The organism is Acidicapsa ligni, from assembly GCF_025685655.1.
Classification (GTDB): Bacteria; Acidobacteriota; Terriglobia; order Terriglobales; family Acidobacteriaceae; genus Acidicapsa; species Acidicapsa ligni.
The window spans coordinates 152,870-178,513 of sequence record NZ_JAGSYG010000005.1 but is presented as its reverse complement, the minus strand read 5'-3'; the positions used below and the strand labels follow the sequence as shown (position 1 = coordinate 178,513).

Annotated in this window: 23 protein-coding genes; 13 read left to right on the top strand and 10 right to left on the bottom strand. The window is 54.3% G+C overall.

What is annotated here, in order from left to right; translation table 11 throughout:
• Positions 1-9: 9 nt before the first annotated feature.
• The 5 genes from OHL19_RS17630 to OHL19_RS17610 form a co-directional block, all read right to left on the bottom strand.
• A complete protein-coding gene (locus OHL19_RS17630; RefSeq protein ID WP_263359109.1) occupies positions 10-960 on the bottom strand; it encodes an alcohol dehydrogenase catalytic domain-containing protein in 951 nt (316 codons plus the stop codon).
• A gap of 98 nt (positions 961-1,058) precedes the next feature.
• Positions 1,059-1,634, bottom strand: a complete 576-nt coding sequence (locus tag OHL19_RS17625; protein ID WP_263359108.1) for an alpha/beta hydrolase — start codon at positions 1,632-1,634, stop codon at positions 1,059-1,061.
• Positions 1,635-1,832: 198 nt separating this feature from the next.
• Positions 1,833-2,963: an alkene reductase gene (locus OHL19_RS17620; RefSeq protein WP_263359107.1), complete on the bottom strand. Its 1,131-nt coding sequence runs from the start codon at positions 2,961-2,963 to the stop codon at positions 1,833-1,835.
• A 54-nt stretch (positions 2,964-3,017) separates the two neighbouring features.
• Entirely contained in the window at positions 3,018-4,145 is a 1,128-nt protein-coding gene (locus tag OHL19_RS17615; protein ID WP_263359106.1) for an NAD(P)-dependent alcohol dehydrogenase, read from the bottom strand.
• Between the two features lie 440 nt (positions 4,146-4,585).
• Positions 4,586-5,143 carry a TetR/AcrR family transcriptional regulator gene (locus OHL19_RS17610; protein ID WP_263359105.1) on the bottom strand — a complete coding sequence of 186 codons (558 nt, stop codon included), beginning with the start codon at positions 5,141-5,143 and terminating at the stop codon, positions 4,586-4,588.
• 496 nt (positions 5,144-5,639) lie between these two features.
• Here OHL19_RS17610 and OHL19_RS17605 point away from each other — a divergent pair, with 496 nt between their 5' ends.
• From OHL19_RS17605 to OHL19_RS17570, 8 genes are all read left to right on the top strand, one after another.
• Positions 5,640-6,719: an SDR family oxidoreductase gene (locus tag OHL19_RS17605; protein ID WP_263359103.1), complete on the top strand. Its 1,080-nt coding sequence runs from the start codon at positions 5,640-5,642 to the stop codon at positions 6,717-6,719.
• 25 nt (positions 6,720-6,744) lie between these two features.
• Positions 6,745-7,461 carry a hypothetical protein gene (locus OHL19_RS17600; protein ID WP_263359102.1) on the top strand — a complete coding sequence of 239 codons (717 nt, stop codon included), beginning with the start codon at positions 6,745-6,747 and terminating at the stop codon, positions 7,459-7,461.
• Positions 7,462-7,514: 53 nt separating this feature from the next.
• Positions 7,515-7,919, top strand: coding sequence for a nuclear transport factor 2 family protein (locus OHL19_RS17595; RefSeq protein ID WP_263359101.1), 405 nt, complete (start codon positions 7,515-7,517; stop codon positions 7,917-7,919).
• A 75-nt stretch (positions 7,920-7,994) separates the two neighbouring features.
• Positions 7,995-9,101: a Gfo/Idh/MocA family protein gene (locus OHL19_RS17590; RefSeq protein ID WP_263359100.1), complete on the top strand. Its 1,107-nt coding sequence runs from the start codon at positions 7,995-7,997 to the stop codon at positions 9,099-9,101.
• An 88-nt stretch (positions 9,102-9,189) separates the two neighbouring features.
• The gene (locus tag OHL19_RS17585) at positions 9,190-9,579 is read left to right on the top strand and encodes a tautomerase family protein (protein ID WP_263359098.1); all 390 of its coding nucleotides are present in this window, start codon (positions 9,190-9,192) and stop codon (positions 9,577-9,579) included.
• A 284-nt stretch (positions 9,580-9,863) separates the two neighbouring features.
• A complete protein-coding gene (locus tag OHL19_RS17580) occupies positions 9,864-10,574 on the top strand; it encodes a type 1 glutamine amidotransferase domain-containing protein (protein ID WP_263359097.1) in 711 nt (236 codons plus the stop codon).
• 68 nt (positions 10,575-10,642) lie between these two features.
• Positions 10,643-10,984 (top strand): EthD domain-containing protein, encoded by a 342-nt coding sequence (locus tag OHL19_RS17575; protein ID WP_263359096.1) that lies wholly within the window; start codon positions 10,643-10,645, stop codon positions 10,982-10,984.
• A gap of 626 nt (positions 10,985-11,610) precedes the next feature.
• The gene (locus tag OHL19_RS17570; protein WP_263359095.1) at positions 11,611-12,171 is read left to right on the top strand and encodes a hypothetical protein; all 561 of its coding nucleotides are present in this window, start codon (positions 11,611-11,613) and stop codon (positions 12,169-12,171) included.
• Between the two features lie 59 nt (positions 12,172-12,230).
• Here OHL19_RS17570 and OHL19_RS17565 read toward each other — a convergent pair whose 3' ends face one another.
• Entirely contained in the window at positions 12,231-13,169 is a 939-nt protein-coding gene (locus OHL19_RS17565; protein WP_263359094.1) for an AraC family transcriptional regulator, read from the bottom strand.
• Positions 13,170-13,267: 98 nt separating this feature from the next.
• On the opposite strand from OHL19_RS17565, the gene OHL19_RS17560 reads away from it, so the two are divergent.
• From OHL19_RS17560 to OHL19_RS17550, 4 genes are all read left to right on the top strand, one after another.
• Positions 13,268-14,026 carry an SDR family oxidoreductase gene (locus OHL19_RS17560; protein ID WP_263359093.1) on the top strand — a complete coding sequence of 253 codons (759 nt, stop codon included), beginning with the start codon at positions 13,268-13,270 and terminating at the stop codon, positions 14,024-14,026.
• A gap of 381 nt (positions 14,027-14,407) precedes the next feature.
• On the top strand, positions 14,408-14,914 hold the full coding sequence (locus OHL19_RS17555; protein ID WP_263359092.1) for a hypothetical protein: 507 nt from the start codon (positions 14,408-14,410) through the stop codon (positions 14,912-14,914).
• Positions 14,915-15,260: 346 nt separating this feature from the next.
• Positions 15,261-15,788: a DUF1566 domain-containing protein gene (locus OHL19_RS23155; protein ID WP_396126801.1), complete on the top strand. Its 528-nt coding sequence runs from the start codon at positions 15,261-15,263 to the stop codon at positions 15,786-15,788.
• Positions 15,789-16,330: 542 nt separating this feature from the next.
• The gene (locus OHL19_RS17550; RefSeq protein ID WP_263359091.1) at positions 16,331-17,254 is read left to right on the top strand and encodes a patatin-like phospholipase family protein; all 924 of its coding nucleotides are present in this window, start codon (positions 16,331-16,333) and stop codon (positions 17,252-17,254) included.
• Between the two features lie 955 nt (positions 17,255-18,209).
• On the opposite strand, the gene OHL19_RS17545 is transcribed toward OHL19_RS17550, so the two are convergent.
• The 3 genes from OHL19_RS17545 to OHL19_RS17535 form a co-directional block, all read right to left on the bottom strand.
• Entirely contained in the window at positions 18,210-19,031 is an 822-nt protein-coding gene (locus OHL19_RS17545) for an SDR family oxidoreductase (protein WP_263359090.1), read from the bottom strand.
• A gap of 117 nt (positions 19,032-19,148) precedes the next feature.
• The gene (locus OHL19_RS17540) at positions 19,149-19,781 is read right to left on the bottom strand and encodes a response regulator (RefSeq protein WP_263359089.1); all 633 of its coding nucleotides are present in this window, start codon (positions 19,779-19,781) and stop codon (positions 19,149-19,151) included.
• Complete coding sequence (locus tag OHL19_RS17535) at positions 19,778-22,825, bottom strand: sensor histidine kinase (RefSeq protein WP_263359087.1); 3,048 nt, start codon at positions 22,823-22,825, stop codon at positions 19,778-19,780. The genes OHL19_RS17540 and OHL19_RS17535 overlap by 4 nt, the downstream gene beginning before the upstream one ends.
• A 341-nt stretch (positions 22,826-23,166) precedes the next feature.
• On the opposite strand from OHL19_RS17535, the gene OHL19_RS17530 reads away from it, so the two are divergent.
• Positions 23,167-23,949, top strand: a complete 783-nt coding sequence (locus OHL19_RS17530) for an alpha/beta fold hydrolase (RefSeq protein ID WP_263359086.1) — start codon at positions 23,167-23,169, stop codon at positions 23,947-23,949.
• 574 nt (positions 23,950-24,523) lie between these two features.
• Here the strand turns inward: OHL19_RS17530 and OHL19_RS17525 are convergent.
• Positions 24,524-25,342 carry a TMEM175 family protein gene (locus OHL19_RS17525; protein ID WP_263359085.1) on the bottom strand — a complete coding sequence of 273 codons (819 nt, stop codon included), beginning with the start codon at positions 25,340-25,342 and terminating at the stop codon, positions 24,524-24,526.
• Positions 25,343-25,644: the final 302 nt, after the last annotated feature.

Genomic DNA, 25,644 nt, shown 5'->3' with positions numbered 1-25,644 from the left:
CTTTTGCCGTCACGCTATCGCAAGTACAATCCGAAAGCGTGCCTTTCCTTCCATCATGCGAGCGTACGCTTCCGGTGCCTGTTGGAGCGGAACCGTCTCGATCATCGCTCGAATGTTTTGCAGCACGCTGAAGTCCAGTGTGTCTTGATTGTCGATCGCCGTGCCTACGAGACTGCCGTGAATCGAGCGCCCACCGAAGACAAGCGGCAGAGTACCGACGGGGATCGGATCTCCGGCTACTCCGACCACAATGAGCTTTCCACGGACAGATAGGCCACCGATGAGTGACCCCATAGCGCTGCCACTGGGAGCGGTCGCGAGAATGGCGTCCGCTCCGCCCAGCTTGAGCAAGGCCGCAGCTCCATCCTCGATTCCTGTGTCGATATAGATATGCGCGCCCAACTTCTTTGCCAACGGCTCTTTGTCGGCACCGCGCGCCAAAGCAACCACATGAAATCCCATACGACGGGCAAACTGGATGCCAAGGTGACCGAGCCCGCCTATTCCCATCACAGCGACCGTATCTCCGGCACGCAAATCCGCATTCCGTAGAGCATTGAAGGTGGTGACTCCCGCACAGACGAGTGGAGCTGCTTCTACAGCACTGAGTTCATCAGGAACAAAGACCAGCGCTCGCGCCTCGGCGATCATGATCTCGGCGTAACCGCCATCTGTTGTGATGCCAGGAATGATCGGATGCAGACAGTTGACGAAGTCTCCCCGACGACATGGCTCGCAGGTTCCATCCTGCCCTCCAAAGAAGCCGATACCCACTCGTTGCCCGATCTCGCAGTTGGTGACGCCAACCCCGATCTCGTCAACTCGTCCGATCACTTCATGACCGGGCACCCGCGGAAACGTAAGTCCAGGAAACTGACCTGACACCGTCGCCGCATCCGAGTGGCACACTCCGCACGCTTCGACACGAATGCGAACCTGTCCCTTAGCTGGATTGGGCATGGGACGCTCCACAAGTGTGAATACGCCCGGAGAGGAGATTTCTACAGCCTTGTAGCTATTTACCATTTTCGCCACCATGCCCGAACCCGGTTTGAGATTTACTTTGCGAGAGTCTGAGCAGCGCTGATGATGATCTCTGCTACTTCTCCTGGGTGAGAGACGATCGACGCATGGCTGGCCGGAATCGAACTTAGTGTCGCCCCCATGCGCTTCGCCATGAACTCCTGCGCAGGTGGTGGAATCATCTGGTCGTCCGCAGATCTCAAATACCAGGAAGGGATCTCCTTCCACGCGGGAGCTCCAGCCTTGTCGGTGAAGCTGACCAGACTCAGCGGCTTTTGAACCGCAGCCATGACTGCAGCCTCCGTCCTGTCGGCGTCAGCGGCAAACGCCTGATGGAACCCGCTTCTATTGATCCACAGGAAACCGCTGTCATCGGGACGCACCTGTGTGGCGCCGGCTGGAGCTGGTCCCTGCTTGCTCAGGCTGTCGAGGCTCTCACCCTCGTCCACGCCGAACGCAGCAATGTACACAAGCGCCTTGACGTCAGGTACGTCTTTCGCCGCGCCGGAGATCACCGCTCCTCCATAGGAGTGGCCCACCAATACTGTAGGACCATCCTGCTTCGCCAGAAGACGTCTAGTGACCGCGATATCGTCTGCGAGAGAGGTCAATGGTATCTGCCGCGGCCGAAACGTGATAGCCCTTAGCTTCCAGCAACGAGATCACTTTGCTCCAGCATGATCCGCCTGCCCATGCACCGTGTACGAGTACTACATTAACCTTCGGGTCCATCGCTTCTCCTTAGTCGATTATTGGGAAGTTAGGCCGCGACCGGAGGACATCCGGTCGCAGCAACATCGTCAAGAAAATCAGGCAGTGACCTCTTCATAGCTGGGATAGTCTGTATAGCCGAGCTCGTCGAAGGTGTAGAAGGTGTCGCGATCGTAATCAGTCAGCTCGAGTCCCTCCTGAATACGCCGGGGCAGATCGGGATTCGAGACGAAGTGACGCCCAAAAGCTACCGCGTCGGCATCCCCCTTCTCCACAACCGACTCAGCCGTGTCCGGCTCGAAGCCACCCGCCGCGATGATCTTGCCTTTGAATACCTTGCGCAGGCTCTCGGCGGCCACAGGTGCCTGGCCCTCGTGAATAACGACATTTCCTTTCACGCGCGGCTCGATGATGTGGAGATAGGCAAGCCCGAACTGATTCAGTTGTTCGGCGACATAGGTGAACAGAGCCTCTGGATTGCTGTCCGACATACCGTTCCAGGATCCGTTCGGCCCAATGCGTACAGCAACGCGGTCGCCACCCCAAACCGATACCATCGCACCCACAACTTCGAGCAGCAAACTGGACCGGTTCTGGATAGAGCCGCCATACTCATCGGTCCGCTTATTGCTGCCGTCCTGAAGGAACTGGTCGATGAGATAGCCATTTGCCGCGTGCAACTCAACACCGTCAAATCCCGCTGCCTTGGCGCGCTCGGCGGCCTTGCGATAGTCCTCTACAATGCCTGCGATCTCCGATGTCAACAGAGCACGATGTGGCGATGGTTGAACCCATCCATCCGTAGTGGAGGTGAGGTGCGTAGAACTCTCCCAATAGGACGGATCGACGGACGCTGAAACTGGGGCCTCGCCTCCGGTCAATGAAACATGGGATGACCGGCCCGTATGCCAAAGCTGCGCGAAGATGTGTCCACCCTTGGCATGAACCGCATCAACGATCTTCTTCCAGCCTTCGACCTGCTGGTCGGAGTAGAGTCCCGGTGCCCCCAGCCAACCTCGGCTTGTAATCGAAATATTGGTAGCCTCTCCGATGATGAAGCCGCCATCAGAGGCGCGTTGGCCATAGTACTTTGCCATCAGGTCTCCTGGCACAGAGTTGGGCTGGATGGATCGAGAACGTGTGAGGGGGGCCATCACGACCCTGTGTTTCAATAGCATGGGTCCGAACTGGACCGGTGTAAAAAGCTTCAGTTTCTTCGGTGCGCTCATCTCATACCTCGTGGATATTTCGGTGTCTATTGTTGCGTTTATGGAAGCCTCAGATCAGGCAGATACCATCGTGTCTGTCTCCCTAAGAGCGGAGGACTTTGTTTCACGCGGTTCCTGAATGCTCTGCATGTCGATCACGAATCGATACTTGATGTCGCTGCGGACCATACGTTCAAAGGCCTTCTCGATCTGCTGCACTGGCGTTGTCTCGATCTGCGCAACCACTCCATGCTCTGCGCAGAAATCAAGCAGCTCCTGCGTCTCCGCGATGCCGCCGACAAGCGAGCCGGCGAGACTCCGCCGTAGTCCGATCAGACCGGCCACTGAAGGTGATGGGTGAGAATCGGCAGGAATGCCAACGAGCGCCATCGTGCCGTCAAGCTGCAGAAGGCTTAGAAACGGATCGAGGTCATGCTTGACCGCGACGGAGTTGACGATGAGATCGAAGCTCGCGGTATGGGCCGCCATCTCTGAAGGATTCCGCGAAACCACGACCTCATCCGCGCCGAGGTCGAGTGCGTCCTGTCGCTTGTTTTCCGAGGTCGTGAAGGCCACGACGTGAGCGCCCAGAGCATGCGCGAGCTTGATCCCCATATGGCCCAATCCGCCGATGCCGACGATTCCCACTTTTTTGCCGGGACCCGCCTGCCAGTGGCGCAATGGCGACCACATCGTAATGCCAGCGCACAGGAGGGGCGCTACGGCTGCCAGATCCTTCTCGGCATGCTTGACCGCTAGAACAAACTCCTCACGTACAACGATCGAATTGGAGTAACCGCCATACGTGTTCTCCCCTGTAATCCGATCCGGCGCGTTGTAGGTCCAGGTAGCGCCCCTCTGGCAGTGCTGTTCCAGTCCTCGCATGCAGGCGCTGCATTCTTTGCAACTATCCACCATAGTCCCGACAGCTACCAGATCGCCAGCTTTGAACCTCGAAACCCCTCCACCGACTGATTGAACTTTACCGACGATCTCATGCCCCGGCACGCAAGGATAGATGGTTCCCTCCGCGTAGACCGTCCCGTCCCATTCGCCGTGGATGGTGTGCATGTCCGAGTGGCAGATCCCGCAGTACAGGATCTCGATCGACACGTCGTTTTCACGCAGATCCCGACGCGCGAATGTGAAGGGGGCAAGTGGGCTGTCCTTGGACAATGCTGCATAACCTTTGGCTAGGCTCATAGATCTACTCCTAAAAAGTGTGGTCATCTCATGATCGAGGCACAATGCTGCCGTAGCCATCGCGTCTAAACATAGCTTTCATAGTTCACACAGACTCAGATGCTCGTAAAGAACCATTTGGTTCAAAATGACTATCTACCACCAAACCAACTCGGAGAGAACGATGACTCTTCCCCCGTAGAAACAGACCTGATCGCAGTGTTCCGCGAAGGGTCCGCATAGAGAAAGCAGGCTGACTGCTGACTTCTTGACCCGAGCATAGAAGTCACTGGCAGACGAGTCTTGGCAATTTTGACTTTTTTTGCAGCTCTATGCCGCTCGAGTCAGAGTCGCGATCGCCGTCGCAATTCCTTGAGAAAACGTCAGAAACTCTGAGCTGAAGAATGACCCCACGAAGGGCTTATGGCGCGCGTAGCGCCGCACAGAATCCGGTGGACAGGCTACTTCGATTGGGTGAGAAAACGCATAAAGCCTGCGACCTTCCGGGAGACGATTGCGTTGTTGGGATGCAAATTCTGCTCAATGCAGAGTCCGGAAAAAAACGTCAGAATCGTCTCCGCCAGAACATCTGCATGAGCAGATGGTAGCTCCGCTTTGATATTCCGCACCAGAAGCCTTTTCAGCGTGAGGTTTTTCCGCGAGATCATCTGTTGCCCTTCGGCAGGAAGCATCGCAACATCCCGCATCGAATTCACGGAGAAGCACCCTTTTTTGCCCGTGTAGCATGTCTGACCGATCTCGAGATAACGGCGGATATTATCCCAGCCCAGAGGTTGAGCTGAAAGAATTTCCTCACCACCCCGAGTCTGGAGATAGTGCTCAAGACTCGCAAGGAAGATGTCCTCTTTGTTTGCGAACTCAGAGTAGAGACCGGACTTATTTACTCCAGTCGCGCGTTCGAGATCCTGGACCGTAGTCTCCGCGAATCCTTTCTCCCAAAAGACAGAGATCGATTTCAACAGAACGTCTTCGCGGCTGAATCCCTTTGGTCGTCCCATGGTCAATTTAGATGTTAATCGAGGCAACACGATTCACCGCACGCGCAAAGCCTCTACCTGGATAGCGCCGCGGTACGTTCCCACATCCGGCTCAAGACGATTGGGCAAATTTCACAAAAGAGGGCAAATCTGCAAAGCCAGAGATGAGCAAGAAGCCTATGCTGACCTCAAGTTTCCTGCCGCCCGGAATGCAACCGTCCGTCTTTGATTCCGGAGTCACTCAAGAGGGCCGCAAATGGACAACGAGTACTCACCTCATCTTCTCATCGGTCCGGAAAGAGATATGGAGGAGATGAGAGTCCGCTTCGAAGGACTGCAGAAGCTCGTCTGTGAACTTCTGATCAAGAATCAACGCCTGCGGCTGGAACTCACATCCGCCCCCATCGCGACGAGGGCAGGTAAACATAGGTAGCAATCGGAGATCTCGAGAGGCACTCGCTCGCTTTATGAACCGTTTGGTTCTTTACATCATCAAAGACCGGAGGTAATTTTCAAGATGGATCAAGACGCCGACCTGCAGAAAGATCGTATCGTAATCGTCGCTGGGGCTCAGGGTGTTACCGGCAGAGGAGTTGTGGAGCGGTATGCCAAACTTCAGAACACCAAAATCTATGGGCTCTCAAGACGGTCGGTGGAGAACGAAGGACCGGTCTCTAACATTGCCGTGGATCTCAACGACGAATCGGACATCAGGACTAAGTTGTCGGTGATCCCATCGGCCACTCACCTGGTATTCGGTGCGTATGTGGATAAGTCGACGCCGGCGGAGAAGAGTGATGCGAACATTCGCATACTCCGCAATCTTTTGGACTACGTGGAGACGGGGCAACCAAGGTTGCGCCACATCACCATCTATCAGGGTGGCAAGGCATATGGGTCGGATCTGGGCAAATATAAGACCCCGGCTCGCGAGGACGACCCTCGTCTGATGCCTCCTAACTACTACTACACCCAGGAAGACCTTCTCCGCGAGCGACAGCAAAATAGTTCCTGGGACTATACCGTTTTGCGCCCCGGCGGTGCAATCTGCGGTCCTTCGTTTGGGACCGCCATGAACCTGACGATGGTCATTGCAGTCTACGCAGTCATCTCCCGCGAACTCGGTCTGCCGCTTCGCTTCCCCGGGCCGGAGAATGTGTATCGCGCAATGTATCAGGTAACGTCAACGGAGATTCTCGCCAAAGCTACGGTATGGGCTGGCAACGCGGCCTCCGCGCGCAATGAACTTTTCAATGTTACGAACGGAGACACTATGCGCTGGCAGCACATGTGGCCGCGCATTGCACGTATGTTCGGGATGGAGGTCGCGGAGCCCGTCTCCTTCTCTCTCACCACCTTTATGGCGGACAAGGGACCACTGTGGGACACCATCGTGAAAAAGCATGGCCTGCAGCCGATTCCCTACGACCAGATTGTCAACTGGGGCTTCGGCGACTTTGCGTTCCGGCAGGACTTCGACAACGTATCGAGCACGGTCAAAGTCCGCCAGGCAGGCTTTGCTGACTGTATGGATTCGGAGACGATGTTCTCCACATTTTTCGAAGGTCTTCGTAGCGCCAACCTGATTCCAGCCTAACGACACACTGCATCTGGAGGATGAAATGAAAGACCTACTGCACCTTGCTGTCGAGGCCCACGGCGGCCTGGCTCAATGGAACAGCTTTAGCCGACTAGAAGCAGATGCTTCTATCGGCGGTGCTTTGTGGCATCTTAAAGGCCGACCTGATGTGCTCAAAAATATTCACGTTTCGGCAGAACTGCACGAACAATGGATTTCGACTCTCCTCCTAGATAGCGATCATAGGTTGACCCTCGCAGCCGGCGACATCGTCCTGGAATCGGGATCCGATGAAGGGCGGAGAGTACGTGAGCAGCCTCGAGAAGCCTTCGCCGGACAGCTCGCAGAGACGCCATGGGATGATTTTCATGTCGGCTACTTCAGCAACTACGCGCTTTGGACATACTTTACGATTCCTTTCCTTTTCACCTATCCGGGGTTCGTTACGCAGGAACTCGAGCCGTGGTATGAGAACAACGAAGTATGGCGTCCTCTTCAGGTAATCTTTCCATCGAACATAGCGAGCCATACTCATAGGCAGATCTCGTACTTCGGACCTGACGGCCTGCTGCGTCGCCATGAGTACACGGTTGATGTGCTGGGTAGCGCAAAAGGCGTCAACTATGCTCTTGGCTATCGAGAGGTAAATGGCATTCAAATCCCGACCCAACGGAGAGTCTTCGCCTGCGACGACAGTAAACAGAAGATCCCTGTGCCTTTACTCGTCTCTATTGACCTCACAAACATACGCCTAACGTAGAGGGAACCACGGCGAAAGCTCTGACCTCTTCTCTCAACTGCAAAGGAAACTCAATGTCCGACAGCAAACAGGAACACAATAAGGCGCTCGTCCTTGAGGCCTTCGATACATTGTTCAATAGGCGTGACTACCAACAAGCCGAGAAGTTCTGGTCGCCCAGCTATATTCAGCACAGCGTCCACATCGGTCCGGGACGTGATGGCCTGTTCGACCTGATCAGGAGTCTGCCGCCGACGCTCCGCTATGAGCACGGCCTTATCCTGGCCGACGATAACCATGTAATCGTACATGGACGATTCTCCGGTTTCGGTCAGACAGCGTGGGTGACCGCAGACATTCTTCGGATCGTAGATGGCATTTTCGTCGAGCACTGGGACGTCATTCAGGACGAGGCCACCGAAGATCAATCGAAGAGTGGGAAGCCTATGTTTGGCGAGTCCTTTCCGTCTAAGGGCTGACTGTAATTTGGCGCATCACAAAAGACTCGGCGAACCGCTCAACTGAGCGCTTCACGCCCCCGTCAAGGAGGAGAGATGAAAGGAACTTCAAAGGATCGAATCCGTGCTGGCCTCATCGGCGTCGGCAACTGGGCGCGATACGGCCATATCCCAGCACTTCAAAGTCTCCCGCAATACGAGATCACGGCAGTCTCAAGCAGAGAGATGGTCAAGGCGCAGGAACTTGCAAAGAGCTTCGGGATCCGCCACGCGTTTACAGATCCAACCCAGCTGATAGAGCACCCCGAGGTTGACCTGGTAGTGGTGCTGCCGCCTGCCCCGGAACATGCCCCCCTGAGCCGCCGGGCAATCGAAGCAGGCAAGGATGTGTACTGTGAATGGCCCCTCACCACAAAGACGGCCGACTCTCAGAACCTGCTCGCCCTCGCTAAGGCTGCCGGGGTAAGACACATTGTGGGTCTCCAGCGACGAATGGGGCCGAGCGCGCGTTATCTTCGAGACCTGCTCGCTCAGGGCTACATCGGAGATCTCCGCTCGATCAGAATGCACGTCAGTATCGAGTACTTCGGACCTGTGCGACCCCCTTCTCTGGAGTGGACGCTTCCCGCGGCAAACTTCTCGCACCTGCTCTCCATCTACGGGGGGCACTTCTTCGATCTGCTCTTCTACGTCGCAGGCCGACCGCAGACCGTCAGCGCGATCGTCGCTAAGCAGTTTCCAACTCTTACTCTGAGCAGGACAGGAGAAAGTTTTCCTAACGAGACGCCGGATGAGGTCCTGGTTCAGGGCAGGCTTTCAAACGATGCACTCTACTCCGTGCAGATCGAGGCAGGAAAACTGAACAACGCGGGTTTGCAGATCGATCTCACAGGGACCGAAGGAGATCTCAAGATTTCAAACACAAAATCTTTTGGAAATGTGACCGACAATCTCATCGAAGGTGCGCGGGGGAGCGGAAGGAAACTGGAGATCATGCCGGTCCCCGCGGAGTACGAGTTGCCTGTATCCTCTTCCCTCGACGCCAGTGTTCAGGATCTCGTCCACCTGTATGCGGCGTTTGCAGCAGACAGGACTAGCGGTGCATCCCGAGCGCCGGGCTTCAACGACGCCGTACAAATGCACCGATTCATCGACGCCGTCACGAAAGCGTCGGATGCGGGCGCAACCCAATTGACCGACTGAAAGTGAAGACCCATAAGGCGGTCTAATTGGAAGCGGCAGAAATCTCTGAAACTTACAAAGCGAACTCTCGATATAGAAAGGTTCCCGTATGCCTCTTATCCGAATTGACGCAATTGAAGGTCGCAGCAAGCAGGAGATTAAAGATTTACTCGACGCGGCACACCGGGCGATCGTGTCAGCCTTCAAAGTTCCACTACGGGATAGATATCAGGTCTACCATGAACACCCGGAATCGAACCTGATCGCTGAAGACACCGGATTGGAGATACCACGCACGAGAAATCTCGTAATCGTCAGCGTAACGAGCAGACCTCGCAACCAGGATTCGAAGTTGGCCTTTTATGCCAGCCTCTGTTATGAACTGAAACAAAGCTGCAATATCGATCCGGGCGACGTGATTGTGTCCATCGTTACAAACTCGGACTTTGACTGGAGCTTTGGAAACGGCCAAGCACAGTTCATTACTGGTGAGCTGTAGCGACCAGTAATGGTCACTCTCGATCAAAGAGCCGGATCAGAACACCCGCGAAGACGCTTCCAATCGTACTCACGTATTAGAGGACATTCCTTTGCTCTCTCACACCACGCTTCATCTCGCTTCTTCGTCGCAAATGACAATTTTGATCATTTTCCTCAAGAATCCGATCTGTCTTCCAGCTATACCTTAGTCGTCAGCGCGGCAAAAGGCGAAGCCGGTACAGGTTGGCGTCTTTCGACCTCGTAGCTGTTGCGCCGGTGCCATACCATCTCGGGAGATTGCACATGAACGTCCTCTTCATCATCACAGGTTCAGATCAGGGAACCTGGTTGTCGGAAGTCACACATCCATACTGGCATCTCATCGAACACGGAATCGAAATCGACTTCGCGACTCCAGAAGGTGGCAGAGTTGTCTGGGATCCATTAAGCCATCCAGCAACCCAGGGCTCGCACGAGCCCAATGATCTTGTCACCAAAGGCTTCTTCTCGGACGGGAGGTTTGCGTCGAAGCTGGCAGAGACAACGAAACTATCGACGGTAGATCTTGATCGTTACGCTGCCGTCCATGTCGCAGGCGGCCTGGGAGCTGTCTACGATCTCTACCCGAACGAGGACGTTGCCAGGACACTCGAGTACTTCTGGGCCCATGACAAGGTTATTGGAGCTATTTGCCATGGTTCAATCGCGCTCGTAAATAACCCAGAGCGCATTCGCGGGCGTCATGTAACTGGATACACCCGGGCCGAAGACCGCGAATTGGAAGAGAGGCTCGGATCAGGCTTCTTTATACCTCACTTTCCGCAGCCGGTTCTGGAAGGAGTAGAAGCCGTGTTTGACGGCGTTGAACCAGGAGGTTCACGAGTAGTTCTCGACCAAAAGCTCGTCACCGGTCAAAATCAATTTTCCGCATCAGAGTACGGGATTGTTCTCTACCGAGCAATCACAGGTGCAGATCCTGTTCTCTCCTTCGGAACGATAAATTCAACTCCCTAATTTAACCCCAACGCTTTTTTTCAAAAGGCCAGGAGCTGGGGCCACATTCGTATCCGGAGGACATCATATTGAAAGTCGATATATTGATCTATCGTCGCCCCGACCTCACGCACGAGCAGTTCGTCGAACATTGGCGAGACGTGCATGCGCAACTTTTCTCAACTCAGCCTTCCGTGAAGCGACATGTTCGTCGTTACATTCAATCGAGAACAATCCCAGATCCACCGAGCAGCATGCTCATTGCAGACTATGACGGAGTAGCACAGCTCTGGTTTGACGATATGGAGGGCTTTCACGGGGTCTTCAGTTCAAAGGACTACACAGATGTCATCCAGTTCGATGAGCAAAAGTTTACCGACGGTAAGCGCGTTCAATTCCTCTTTTCAGAGGAAACCTCGATCATTGGCTAGTCAGCAGTCGAGCTGATCCCTTGTGACGTCCCGATAATAGCGGGACCCTTCGTCTCAGCAGCCTCGATTGCTTTGGGGCGTTTGCCAGGCTGATTGGTCGCGTCTTCCTGAAATTACTCGCCACCGGCCAGAGGTACTGCAGAGGTCCAATAGCAGGAAATTTACGTGTAATGCGTGGTGTAGAGTGCGGTCCGTGCCACGTAGTTTCAAAGAGGTGCGTCTGGAAGTCGTTATGAACATGAAGTGGCCAACGGCGTCTAATCGAGCGTTTCTTCTTTAGATGCTGTAGCTTGAAGAAGCCTAAGGTTTTCCCGGAAGTTCTGCGGAGGTCCAATAAGAGATTCTCAGGCTGCTTCCCACGTACCTTTTCGCTAATTTTCGATTCGGACTGGAAACAGCTTTCGATGAGTGCGTTACACAGTTGCAAACAGTTGATAGTTCCATTCGAAGGACGATTACTTCCGCTATGCTGACTTCTCGTTACTAATCTGCTATCGGCCCCTTGCGAAGGTATGCGGGTGTTATCGCCCCACAAATACAATTGCTTCATGACGGCTCTCGATCCAAAGCTCTTTCAAAGCACGTTAGCTGACACCATTGCTTGGTGCAAAAGGAAAGCTACGACTATGGGTGCCGAGTCGGATGACGTTCGACGTCGACAGTCCTCTTACAACGTAGCCGAACAGAATTGGAATGAAGCAATCGAAATCATGAACCGAAGGGGTCTTGAAAGCGTCGCTGGTATTAGTCAGTACCAGTTCGCAGTTGCTCAACTCAAAGAGATTCGGGATCTCCTCGGCCCTATGGACAGCCTTTTTCGAAGCCCAGAATTGAAACCGACCTTTAGCCTGGATCAATTTGAAAACGACACTCCTTGGATAGAAGCGGTCGAAGAAGTTGTGACATTGCGTGCAGGATTTGTGGCCGCAAATGTTGACGAGCAATTCGTAAATGACGAGGGAGGCCGCTTTCTCTTGTACACCCCGAGCGAGAATCTCGCTTGTGGCGCCGCGGACGCTAGCTCAAATGGATTCTTTGACACGAACAACGTCCCGCCCTGGGACCTTTGGCTCGGCTTCTCAGGCCGTACGCTCGTGAGCTGGATTCCGCCTCCCCTAGTCGATGTGGCTGCGATGGGAGTTTTCGTCAACCCCGAAGAATGCATCAGGTGGGCCGACTCGCGTTAGTTAGAGATGTCTGACGCTATGCCGACTTATAGGGACTGAAGATTGGCGAGATCGTGGTTTTATGTGTTCGAGGCGTTGACTGGCATTTCCTGATCACGCCCATTCATCTGCATCCGCGCGTAACGTCCTGGCGGAATGCCTACATGGCGGGTGAACGCTATCGTGAACGTGCTGGCCGAACTGTAACCCACACTACCCGCGATCTGTTCGATGGCCAGGTCGCGTGCTCTCAGCCGCTTCTTCGCCAGCGCCATTCTCCACGCAAGTAGGTATTGCATCGGAGCCAGCCCTACCGTGCGAGCAAAGCGCGCGAAGAAGGCTGAGCGCGACAGAGCGGAATCCTTAGCGAGATCCGCCACCGTCCAGGAATGTTCGGGCCGTGCGTGGATTGCTCGCAGAGCGATTGCAAGATGCTCGTCGGCCAGGCCACGAGCGAGGCCGGGTGCGGATGATGCATCGATGCCGGACCGTAATGCCTCAATCAACATCACCTCCAACAGCCTTTGAAGCACAAGGTCGCGCGCGGAACGCCGTGCACGAGTCTCTTCGTTGATCAACTGCAGCAGAAGAGCGAGCCTCGGCTCGCCGCGGGCGATGATGACCTGCGGCAGCAACGAGACCAACAACTCTGCGTCGGGAGAGTCAAAGTGGCAGTGTCCCAGTTGAATGCGTGACTGTACGGGGCCACTTTGCTGACCGATGCGAAAACATCCGGGGCTGGTCTCAATCGGTGGTGTGTTCACTCCAGCCGGAGGCGGTGTCAGGCTCTCGTTGATGAGGTCGTGTATTGCAGGCACCAGCATGAAATCCCCTGCCTGTAGCGTGAGTGTTTGCCCGTTCACGATGACGCGACAAGAGCCCTCAAGGATCGCGCAATAGAACGGGTCACCTGTTGCTAGGCGGTGGACTCTCCACTCTCCGGCGCACTCTACCAACTTGGAGAAGCGGGCTGTGGGTTGAAGCAGGGTGACAACCTCGGCGAGTGGATCATTCGACATATCAAGACTCTCGCAAAAGAATCAGCGACGGTCAACTATAGAAAGTCCTGCCAACCAGGGTTATCTTCAGATCTGTTGGTTTGCACTTTGGAGGTGCTATGTCGAAGATTCTTATTACGGGTTGTTCGTCAGGCTTTGGCCTGGACGCAGCGAAGTTCTTTCTCGATCGCGGTTGGGATGTGGTGGCTACGATGCGGACGCCAGATGCGGATGTGCTGCCAAAGTCGGATCGCCTGCAAATTCTCCCACTCGACGTGACCAATTCAGAGAGTATCGCTCGTGCGGTTTCCGATGCCGGCCACATCGATGTGTTGGTCAACAACGCGGCCTTTGGTTTGCCGTCGCCGGTCGAGTTGGTCGACCTCGATACAGTGCGCGGCATGTTCGAAACCAACACGTTCGGAACGCTTGCAATGATTCAGGCCGTCCTCCCAACATTTCGCGAGGGCCGCTCAGGCGTGATCATCAACGTAACATCGTCCGTCACAGTCAAAGCACTTCCTCTGATCGGTCTGTACAGAGCAAGCAAGGCTGCGGTCGACGCCTTCACCGAATCCTTAGCGCTGGAGGTGCAGCCTCTGGGTGTGCGCGTCCATCTGGTCCTGCCAGGAAGGTCACCCGAGACAAGGTTCGGCGCCAACGCGATGCCTCACCTGCGCGGCCTCGACAACCCAGATTATGCGCCGATGATCGAGCGTGTTCTGTCCAGCATCCGCGACAACTCCGGACCGGTGACCCACGCCAACGATGTCTCCGAAGCGATCTGGCGAGTCGCCAACGATTCATCTGCACCGCTTCGTATAGCAGCTGGTGCTGACGCCGTCGCCTGGATAGCTGAAGCACAGCAGCGCCGGTAACTTACGCAACTCCTGATAAACGCGCTTCTCGGAAGTAATCGGGCATACGGTCGGCTCAATGAGCGCATTGGCCTGTTGGCACCGATCGACACTTGAGCCCATGAGTTGTCGATTCTGCAGTCTGCAATTACGGAACCTGGTGCGATCTCTTCGGGAATGGCCATCGCCGGCACAGTAACTTGAGCTGGGGAGATCGATGACTCAGCACGAGAAGGCGAACGAAAGCAAAAGGGCGGTTCCAGCCGCATCCTGGTACTCACCGATGACCATATGCGTTCGTACTGCTGCGAACGCGGTTTGATGTTCAATGACCAAGCCAACGGCTTTACGGCATTCGCTTGCTCAATGCTATAAAGTACATGAATCCCGAATCCATATCCGATGACGACCGCTCTTAACGTAGCGCTCTTGCTGATCAGTACTATCGCCACACTGGCCGCCTTTGGGGGGAAGACATGGCGTGACGGAGAACAGCGCCTCATTGAGAGAATTTCACCACGAGGATGGATTTCGCTGTTCTGTTTGACAATCGCTTTGGTTTTGGGAGTGACCAAAGAAATCCTGGCTGCCAAGCAAAGCTCCCTCGACAGGAAACAAGACGCACTGAAGGCTGCTGACGCAAAGCTCCAACTCACAGAAACACAGTCGAAATTAGACCTCGCGAAGAAAGATCTTGAGAATTTGGAGCTGCGTGCGCAGCTAACACAGAACCGTCTCGATGACGCCAACACAACACTCGCAGACGTCTGCACATCTCTATCCTCCACCAGAACTGATCTTGACCAGCAAAGCTCGGCATCAATGGTTACTGCTTTGGCTTCAGTCCGCGCCAACGTGAGCGACATGTACTTTGCCATTCCCCCTCCGCGCACGGCAATGATGAATTGAATGTTCGAGGCCAGCTTCTGCCTGAATGGATGGATCGGACCTGTGATGCTGCCACCCAGCTGGATGCGACTTTCTCACTTGGGAACGAAACTACGGAAACCATTACCTACCAGCCCGACGATGTGGGGATGAACCACCTCTACTCCGACCATGGTCTCCCAAAGATTGACGGAGTGGCCGCGAACGGGCTGTTTGCAACATCTCACTTTATGGATATGTTGCAACAGTTGCTTGGACAGAAATCGACGAATCGCTTTTTTTTACTTCGCCGACATCCGCTCCCATGAACACGAGGTAAGCATCGCGCAGCTATACGACACACTTGCTTGATGACAGCTTGGGCGAAATGTATATGGACCTTCTTTCACCTGTGGTTGAGACAGAAGGGCAGCGCAACAGCACGAGTATTAGTTACACCCATAAAAAGTCTCTTCTCCTGCCCACTTCGTTGAACCCAGCGCAATCCTTTAGGATTGTCCAAGACTGGTATGCCGCGGCCGTTAATTGTGGGGCAACACCTTTGCCCACTGTCTGGAAGGATGAATCTTCGGCGCTCATGTGGGCTCGAAAAGATAACGACCGGGACATAGGTTGGAGCGCAGCTGGGCAGTACTGCAAGGCGCTGAAGCTGGACGGATTCAGCGATTGGCGCCTCCCAACAATAGACGAACTTCACGTTATGTACTTCGACAAAAATTACTTTAATCGACACGCGCGCATCTTCACATTGGGCTACGACTTCTGGAGTAGTACTTCTGGAAGTTCAAGAGATCACGCACAGGCTTTCGGAATCATGGGTGGAGGAGCTTCGGAAGAAGCCAGCCTCGACGATACGAAAGTCCATCGCACCCTTTGTGTTCGCAATACCAGGTGATCAGGTGGCTACGCTTGTCAAGCGAAAGCACATCCTGCGTGGAAACTGGCCGGTCTTCTCGATTAGTGCCCAATCGCCAATGCACTCATTGACAATTGGTGAGTACGATAAGCATCTCGTGGAAAATGCGGTGCATTGCGCTGGGCGGCATATGAACCCCGAAGGTCCCGTATCTTTTGACGATCCTGACCTTGTCATCCAAGCCGTGCTTCAGGGCATGAGTATCGGTTGTGGGGAGGAGTGGCATTCCGTGATTGCCCTACACTCCCGGAGAGGTTGAAATCCTCTGGGAGCTGAATTCTACCTTTTCTAGCGACAAACGAAATTATTCAATTCCTAAGCTCCTTGTCGACCGTTACCCCGCCTGGCGGGGGGCCATTCCGTAATGTACACTCTGCTTTTGGCCCCGGAGCGACGACAGAACCAGAGATCTCATCACGATCGCAATGAACAGATGTTAGGGAGAACGTTGAGGTTTCTCGTCATGAAAATACAACGTTTCCATAACTCGCACTTGTAAGAATGCAGGGAGATGGTTTGGAATGGAGAACATTTTAGTGTCTGAAACACGCGATCCATCCACCAGGAAGCGCGCGCTCGTCTTGGGTGGAGGAGGGCCGGTCGGTCGTGCCTGGGAAACAGGCTTCGTATCGAAGCTTGTCGCCGAAGGGGTGATGCTCAGGTCGGCGGACTTGATTGTTGGAACCTCCGCCGGTGCGATCTCAGGAGCTCAGCTCGCTCTCGAGATTGAGCTTGATCTTACTGCTCCCGTGCCGCCACCTGGGCAATCCGTCGCCCCTCCAAAGCCGAACGGCATGGCTTTACTGGTCAAGGCGTTCGCGGAGGCCTCGCAGTCGTCTTCTCCCGAGATCCAGCGTCAGGCAATCGGACGAATGGCGTTAGACTCACCGACGCCGAGCGAAGAGCAGTCGATTCGACGTTTGGATTTCTTGGCGAACCAGGAGTGGCCCGAGAACCTTCAAGCCACGGCGGTGAACGTCCGTACGGGTGAAAGCATCGTTTGGCATAGGGGGTCGGGCGTTCCTTTGGTCCTCGCCATAGCCTCCAGTTGTGCCCTGCCGGGAGTTTGGCCGCCGATCACTATCAATGGCGATCGATATATGGATGGTGGCGTCCGTAGCGCGCTCAATGCGGACCGGGCCACGGGCCATGACGCCGTGATAGTTGTATCGTGCTCCCCTTTGGTTTTGCCGGCAGGAGTCAACAATCCAGACCGAGAGACCCTGAACGCCGGGCTCAACGCAGAGATCGCAGGCCTTCGGGAACACGGGGCTCAAGTCGATGTGGTCACGCCAAGTGCAGCGTTTCTGAAGCTTACAGAATATGGCGCGAGGATGCTGGACGTCAGCCTCGTACCAGAAGCCTTCCAGATTGGGACCCGCCAAGCGGTTCAGGAAGCGCTCCGCATCGACGCAGTGTGGCGCCGGGATCGGGATTTAATTTAAGATTGCAGAATCTAAACCCGTGCTCGCAACCGCATCGCCACGCCAATAAGCGCCGACCCAAATATGTCTGAATATCTTAACGAGAGAAGACATCGATTTTTCTATATTGATAAAGCCCCGGCTATTGGCTTGGGCTTTTCTTCTTTTCGGTGAGCGGCCGTTTATTTAGTTAGGACTGTATCTTCGTCAACTGGGATCTGCTGGATCGAGCTGACGTCGAGATGGAGGTGCTGCTGGAGCGTCAGGCAGCGTGTCCACCGCCAATAGCCTCAATAACAGGTGCATCTGAAGATGCAGCAGCCTGGATGGGGACGTCAAGACACGACGCTGCTGTGACAGAGTGGGCGAGCTGAGGAGATAAGAAAATCAAGTCCACGCGAAATCACCTTTCCCTCTAAACAAGCGGCCAAAGCCATCACTCAATTCGCCTCCCGTATCCCCCTTGGCCGAATTGGCAGACCCGAAGAAATCGCCGCAACCGTTCTTTTCTCGCGTCGGCCGAGAGCAGCTATATCGCGGGCATCGATCTTGTGGCCGATGGCGGATTCACGGCGATGTAGCGCAGACTTAAGTCTCGACAAGTCGGAGTCTCGCCAGTGATCGTTCCCTTCCTACAAGCGGGTTTGTCGTTACCAGCCCAGAGAGGCCGACACCAACCCGCTGGATGAGTGCATTGGTCTGAAATCAACAATTGACGTCTGGCTGGCGAAATTGGGGACGCAATAGATCGTTTCACCATCAGACGGAGCACCGTCTCCAGGCTAATCGCCCCTCATTCCCCTATCTGGCCCTAATTGCACCAGGAAGGACGGTACTGCACCCGCATCCCGCCAACTACGGCCTTCGTTCGTCGGCTCCGCTCCAGAAAACAATCCAGCTCACGGCATCATGTATGAGACGGGCCTCCCTCGATTTCCATTCGTGCACTTCTGGCTGCTTATTTGACATGAAGCCGTTACGCATCGGAGACTCGTTTCGCGATGCCAAGTGATTTGCCCAGGATAGCGCGCCATTGCTGTTCTGGAAGAAGCCGCTGCAGTATCGACGCTCCCTGTGTTTTCACCGGGTAGCGCAGTCGCTTGCTTCCATCGATGGAGGCTTTGAAGATGACCTCCGCGACGCTCTCCGGTCCTGGAAGAGCGGACTCCGGCCCCGATGCCTGTTTCATGCGAGTTTCTACAGAACCCAGATTGGGCTGGTAGGCATCGTGCTGGGCAAATTTCTGCGTAAAACTCGTCTTGATACCGCCGGGTTCTATCAGCTTTACGCGGATGTTGAATGGAAGAAGTTCGTAGTAAAGGGATTCGCTTAAGCCTTCGAGTGCGAACTTTCCCGCGCAATACGGAGAGAGGAACGGAACTCCGAACCGTCCTGATACGGACGATACATTGACAACCACGCCCTGCTTTTGCTTCCTGAAGATGGGCAGGACTTCCTGAATCATTCGGATCGAGCCGAAGACGTTGGTTTGAAAATGCCGCTCGATCTCATCGATCGGGATTGCCTCCAAAGGGCCTGCCAAGCCGATTCCGGCATTGTTGACGAGCACATCAAGCCGACCGGCTATTCGGACTGATTCCATTACCGCCGCGCGAACCGAATCTGAACTCGTCACATCCAGAGACAGCGGGATGACATCGGCCATGCGGCTCCAAGCTCCGAGGCTCTCCAGCCGCCGTGCGGTGGCGCATACCCTCCATCCGCGTTTCAGGAAATACTGCGCTGCAGCTTCCCCAATTCCACTGGACGTTCCAGTAATCAGCACTGTTTTCATCATTCTCCCTAACGACACCTAACTGCATCCTGTGGGCAGAGGCAAACTCTGCTGCATAGTAAAAAGAAAGTCCAAGTCTCCATAAATGAAGACATTCCTCTACCAAACTTAAGTTCCGAATTAAATTGGATCGATGAATCCCCGCTTCATTGCTATCGTGACTGCGTGAGTTCTATCGTTTGCTCCGAGTTTGGACAAGATGCTACTCACATGCCCTTTGATAGTACGTTCGGTTACCCCCAACTCGGCCGCGATATTCTTGTTGGAGATACCGCGGGCAACCATTGTCAGGACTGAGATTTCTCGTTCACTCAATTGATCCATGGCGACGTGCTCTGCGAGTCCAGCGGCCACCTCGGGCGGGACATGCCGTCGTCCAGAGTGAACCGTCCGGATTGTCTCCAGCAGATCCTTGCGGATCATGGTTTTTAATAGATAGCCGGAAGCACCGGCCTGAAGGGCGCGTAGGGCCTGAATGTCTCCCCGGTACGTAGTAAGCACCACTATGCGCGCTTTCGGGAACTCTTTACGAATAGCTGCGATTACATCGATGCCATTCATATCCGGTAATTGCAGGTCCATCAGGGTTACATCGGGCCGAAGGTCCCGGATGCGTTCAATCGCTTCCTGTCCTGTCGCCGCTTCCCCTACCAGCAGCATGTCGTGCTCTTCCTCTATCACCGCCGCTATCCCCTTGCGCAAAAGGAGATGATCGTCGACCGCGAGAACTTTGATTTGAGCAGAAGAAGTCATTGAGTGTTGCTTTCCTCCCTGGTGTCTCTCTGATGCGCCCAGCGCTTCCATCCACCACTGTTTCGGTTAGCACACCGCACGGGCAAATTCAGTTGCAGCCGGGTGCCTTCGCCAAGCTTGCTCCAGAGATCGAGCGTAGCCCCAATCTTTCTTGCTCGTTCCCGCATGCCGGGAAGGCCCCAGTGTCCTGGCCGTCCATCCTTCAACACCTGGGACTCCATTCCGTTTCCGTTGTCAGAGATTTTCATGCGAAGTTCTGCAGGGCCGTATGCGAGTTCAACTTCGACCTTTGAGCCCCTTGAGTGTTTGAATGCATTTCCGATAGCCTCGCGGCCAATTCTGTAGACTTCATCACGGATGATCGGATCAAGCGTCAGTTGTTCGCCGGTTACAGTAATAGCGAACAAGGCAGAGCGGGCTTGTGCAAGTTCTTTTCCATAGCGTCCTATGGCATCTGAAAGCTCATCGAATGCCCGCGTATCGGCACGAATGTCCTGGATGCGATCCCGCCCTTCGGCGAGCACTTTATCTGCGTAGTCGAGTCCGTCTTCGAGAGCCTTCCTATTTGGATCTCCTGTGAATAGGCGCTTGGATACTGCCTGGAACTGAAGTATGACCGCCTGAAAATCCTGGAGCAAGGTATCGTGAAGTTCCCGCGCAATCCGCTCCCGCTCTTGCAGACGCTCCCCCAATCTTGCAGTGACCTCGGCAGTGACCTTTTTGAGGCGCAGAGAATAGACCAGCCAGATTAAGAGAAGCGCCGCAGTTGCCAAGGCGAGCTTGAACCACAGGGTCTGATAGAACGCGGGAGAGATCGAGAACTCTAAGCTCGCCCCCTCATGGTTCCAGACGCCATCGTTATTCGCTGCGATGATATGAAAACGATAACGGCCCGGAGGCAAATCGGTATAAAACGCCTGGCGCCGTACTCCCGGATCCTGCCAGTCCTTATCTCTTCCCTCAAGGCGATAACGAAACCGCACCTTTTGTGGCACGGTAAAGCTCAATGCTGCGTAATCGATTTCCAGGTCTCGCGTGCGCGACGGTAAGCGAAGGTCTTGCTGAAGCGGATAGTTTCTTCTGTCTGCGATGACGCTTTCGATGTGTACCGGAGGCACCACATCGTTTCTGGCAACATTTGAGGGATCGATCGTCTGAACCGTGGAACCGTTGACGAACCATAACTTTTCATCTGGGCCCTCAGATGCAGGCGGTGTGAATGATGTCCAAGCTGCCTGGACTCCATCGAAGCTGTCGAAAAGACGATACTCCAGAATGGACCTGGAGCCTGTCCACCATCTCTGAAGATTTTGAGCGTCGATCGCGATCAGTCCACAAGGAGTATAAAGCCAAAGTGTTCCTTGCCTGTTCAGAAGAAAGGTGAATGCTCGATCACATGGCAATCCATTCTGCACTCCTAAACTCTGCAAATGCTTGCCTTGCCAACCTGTGATTTTCCCGGAAGAAAGAGCAAGGATATGACCGTCCGCTGTGAATCGGAGATCGTTGATTGGCTCATTCGTGGAAAGGAGAGTCTTCAGACGGCCGTCTTTGTATGCAGCAATTTTTCCATCTCTAAAACCCAACAAGATTCCTCCGGTGGGGCTAGCTGCGATGGACATGATTTTTGAATTTAACGGGCCAATTGTCTCTTCATCGACGGCATACCGATGAATATGAATGAGCTGTGGACCGGAGGGCACAGGAACGCCCCACAAATCGCCGCTTTGATCTTTGATCAGCCGCTGGAGAGTGCCGACCGGACTGCCATCGACACGAGAAAGGGTGTGGAATCGCTCTCCTTCTCGAACCGAAAGAGTATCGTTGACACCGACCCAGAGTTGGCCGGCCGGTTCTTCTAATAGAACGGTAACGCGACCTCCAGGCAAGCCCTCTTGATTGCGTATCGATGAGATAGCACCGTTTCGAATACGATCAAGGGCATCATGGTTTCCAACCCAAACCGATCCATCATGTGTTGCAAGAATCGAGCCAGCATAATCAGAGCTCAAACCATCGCGGCTGGAGAAGGTAATTACTCTCGGAGCACTAAAACGGTCCAGGCCGCCCGAGGTAACCACCCAGATGTTTCCCTCTTTGTCTTCATATAAGTCATTAACGACGTTGCTCGAAAGACCATCGGCGGTGGTGAAGTGGTCCACGCGTTGGCCTCGTACAACGAAAATTCCTTCATCAAATGTTCCTATCCAGAGGGAACTATCTCTGGCGCGGAGCAAATTGTCCACTTTCAGATTGCTTCCATCGAAGCCTGGTTTCCTGAACAGGTTCCATCGATGGTCTTTGAACTCCTGCAAGCCCAAGTTCTGGCCTGACTGCACCATTCCAACGAGCATCGAACCGTCGAAACCGTCTGCAAAAGCGCCAACCCCGCCCAGGCGACTTGACTCAGCCAAGAAGGACGGAGTGAATGTCTCGAATTTCTCTGGCTTACCCGTTGCCATTCCTCTGGAGCCGCCTAACCATAGATCGCCTGAGGCGTCGCGGAAGAGGGCCCCGGCGTAAGGGATTGCTATCCCATCTCCTTTGTCAAAGCACTTGATCGTTGAATCAGTGATGTGGCATAGCGGGCCGAGTCCATTTGATATCCGCGAACGTGTAAACCAGACGCCTCCAGTCGGATCTGGAAGAATCGCATTAATTCTTCCTCGTACGCTTGGATAGGTGGAAAAATTACCATCTTTCCAACGCATGAGGGTCCATGACCCTATCCATAAGCTGCCGTCTGAAGTTGCGCCGAGAGAATAAACCCCATCCGTAAGAGCCGAAGGATCTGAAGGCGCTGTCCAAGGCAGGAATCGGACCCCGTCAAATCGCACTACGCCGGAGCTCGTTCCGATCCAAAGGTAGCCATCCGCGGATTGGACGATGGAGTATGGGGTACCGTTGAACACGCCATCCTGCATTCGCCAGACCGAATGCGCGTATTCCGAGGTTCGGACAAACGACTCAAGGCCCATGGCGATCATGGCGTTTGACGCGATGAAGAGCATCAGGGCGACCAGTCTCCTAGACCAAATCTTCATGCGCGGTTCCTGTTCCAATGCTCTGGGACTCATTTCAGAATATATCCCCAATCTTCAATGGCTTGACCGGACGAAAGTACGGTTCTTCATCTGGACTATCGTCGTTGTGCCAAGACTTGTGGGGCAATAAGGTTTTTGTACGTAGAGCCTTCCCACGCTTCTGATAGGCAGCAGGGCTGTATGCGCCAGCGCTCAAGATACCTTTTGTATGGGAAAAGCAGACATGCTTTCTCTCGGCGCTTCACCGCATCTGTTAGCGATCTGCCTATCAACGCGTGGCTACACGACAGATCATCATGGAAAGGTATCTTATGAATCCTCGTTGTTCCAAAAGGAAGCCAATGCGGCTCCTAAAACTGGCAGGCAAGGTAGCATTTGCCGGCTTCCTCTCATCAATGCCGTTTTCAGCAAAAGCGCAGGGCAAGGCGGTACAGGATATGCACATACACAACATTGTCTTGGTCCATGGAGCATGGGCGGACGGTTCGAGTTGGAGCAAGGTTATCCCAATTCTTGAGTCGAAGGGCTTTCACGTCACAGCAGTCCACCTTCCGTTCACGACGTTAGCCGAAGATGTAGCTACCGTGAAGCGGACGTTGGCACTTCAGGACGGTCCGGTCCTGTTGGTTGGACACTCCTATGGGGGTGCCGTGATCACAGAGGCTGGCAATGATCCTAAGGTCACGAGACTGGTCTACGTCGCGGCGTTTGCTCCTGACAGCGGACAGTCTGCCGGCGATCTGAACAATGAGTTCCCGGCACCTCCCGGCGATAAAGAATTCCGGCCTGATGCCCAGGGCTTTCTAAGTCTGACGGACAAAGGCATTGCTGAAGACTTTGCTCCGGACCTTTCGGCCGCTGAGATCAAGATTCTGGCCGCAACGCAGGGCCAGACCAGTGGACCGAACGAACTAGGAGCGAAAGTGACACAAGCCGCATGGCGAGATAAGCCGAGCTCCTACATCGTCGCGGATCACGACCGCATGATTGCTCCGGAGCTCGAGAAGAAGCTGGCGCAACAGATGCACGCAAAGACGATTCATATTCCATCGAGCCACGTCCCGATGCTGTCACACCCAACGCAGGTCGCCGCCTTTATCGCGGACGCTGCTAGCGGTCAGTGAATCCATTCATTCAATGGAGTGGGAGTTGGAGGGCGATGCACATGCCTCCCAACTCCCACGGAACACAACTATGCATACGCTTCGACTGATAACAGAGTGTCACTGAATGCATTATCGCCGATGCATTCATCGACTCAGACCCAGCCCCCAACCCGCGTGTCAGTTGCTTCCCGAAGCTTTTCGTTCTGCCAGAGGTCCTGTAAAGGTCCAATAAAGGAAAAAATGCGTGTGAAACGTCGTGTAGGGTGCGGTCCGTACCACGTAGTTTCAATAAGTTGCCTACCGTTGCCGTAATAAACAGGAAGTTGCCAAGGTTGCCTAATCGGGCGCTTCTTCTTTAGATTCTGCGAATTGGAAAACCGGTGCTGTTTCTCAGGAGTCCTGGAGAGGTCCAATAAGAAATTCTCAGAATGCTTCCAGGTGCGTCATGCGGCAGTCCGACTTGGTATCAGGGAACAATTCTCGATGAGTGCGTCGGCCTGTAATCACCAATTGACGACGAAAGGCCACACGGTCTTTGGTGTGCCGAATGGCATGAACGAGGCGCATTGAACTTAGGTCCGCCCCATTTTGATTATCTGATTGTGCGTCGCACACCCTGGCTCGTGCAGGCATAGTACGCCACGACACCAAAGAAAATCACGACTGCTGCGACCGGATGCACGAACCAGCCAAGCACACCAGCCACGATATAGAGTAGGACACCTATGGCTGGACGTATCAGCTGGGTTGCGAACATGCTTGGCGGCACGCTAGGTTCTACGAGCTCGGAGTGACAATGCAAGTACGAAAATGCCGGCAACCACGCCGCCGACATGAGCCCAGCGATGAGCGCGTAAAAAACTACGCCAGCCTTTTGATCTACAAGATTGCCATCTACGAAGGCGCTCGCCACCACGCCCGTCGGAAATGGGATTAGCGCTGCCGTACCGAGAATACCGAGATTGATCCAATTCATAGCCAGATCTACCTTGCGAAGGTGTTCAAAGAGATAGTGATGATTGCACCAAATAACTCCTACATTGAGAAAAGCCACTGCATAAGCGAGATAAGAAGGCCATTCCTTTAGCAGTTCCCCTGCCAATCTTCCCGGCGTGGCGCTCGGACGGTGAATCTCAATGACGAGCAGGGTAATGATGATGGAAAAAGCACCGTCGCTGAGTGCTTCCAAGCGAGTACGAGCGGAAAGATTCGGCTCTTCGTCTTTGAGCACCTCGGCCTCATTTTCGGCGGTTGCAGTATCCGAGGCTTGAGGACCTGAAGGAGGGAAAGCGACCTTCCTCCAGAGAAACGCCCGAAGCTCTGGTTGCACGGGTTGAGCGCTCGTCACGTTTAGGCTCTTGTGATTGGGATCAAGGGAACATGCGGCAGCGAGTCTAGTTGTCGTAGTCATTCGGTCCTCATTGCACGAAAGAATCGTTTCTATAAGAGACCGTATCAACGCTCTTTCAGATAAAAACTCCGATTCTTGCTCTTGAATTCCGTCCTACATCCATCCGTAGATCGGCTTGTAGGGCAGCATTTCTACGTCCCGTCATACGCTCTCAGAGAACGCGAAATTTGAAAGCTAGATTCGGAGTGCCGAGTCCATGCCCTCCAGCTAGCTTTTGAACTGCGAAAGGATGCACGGATGACACGAATAATGGACCGCGGAAACGCTATAAAGATGGGATTGCTGACCACTATGGGGCTAGC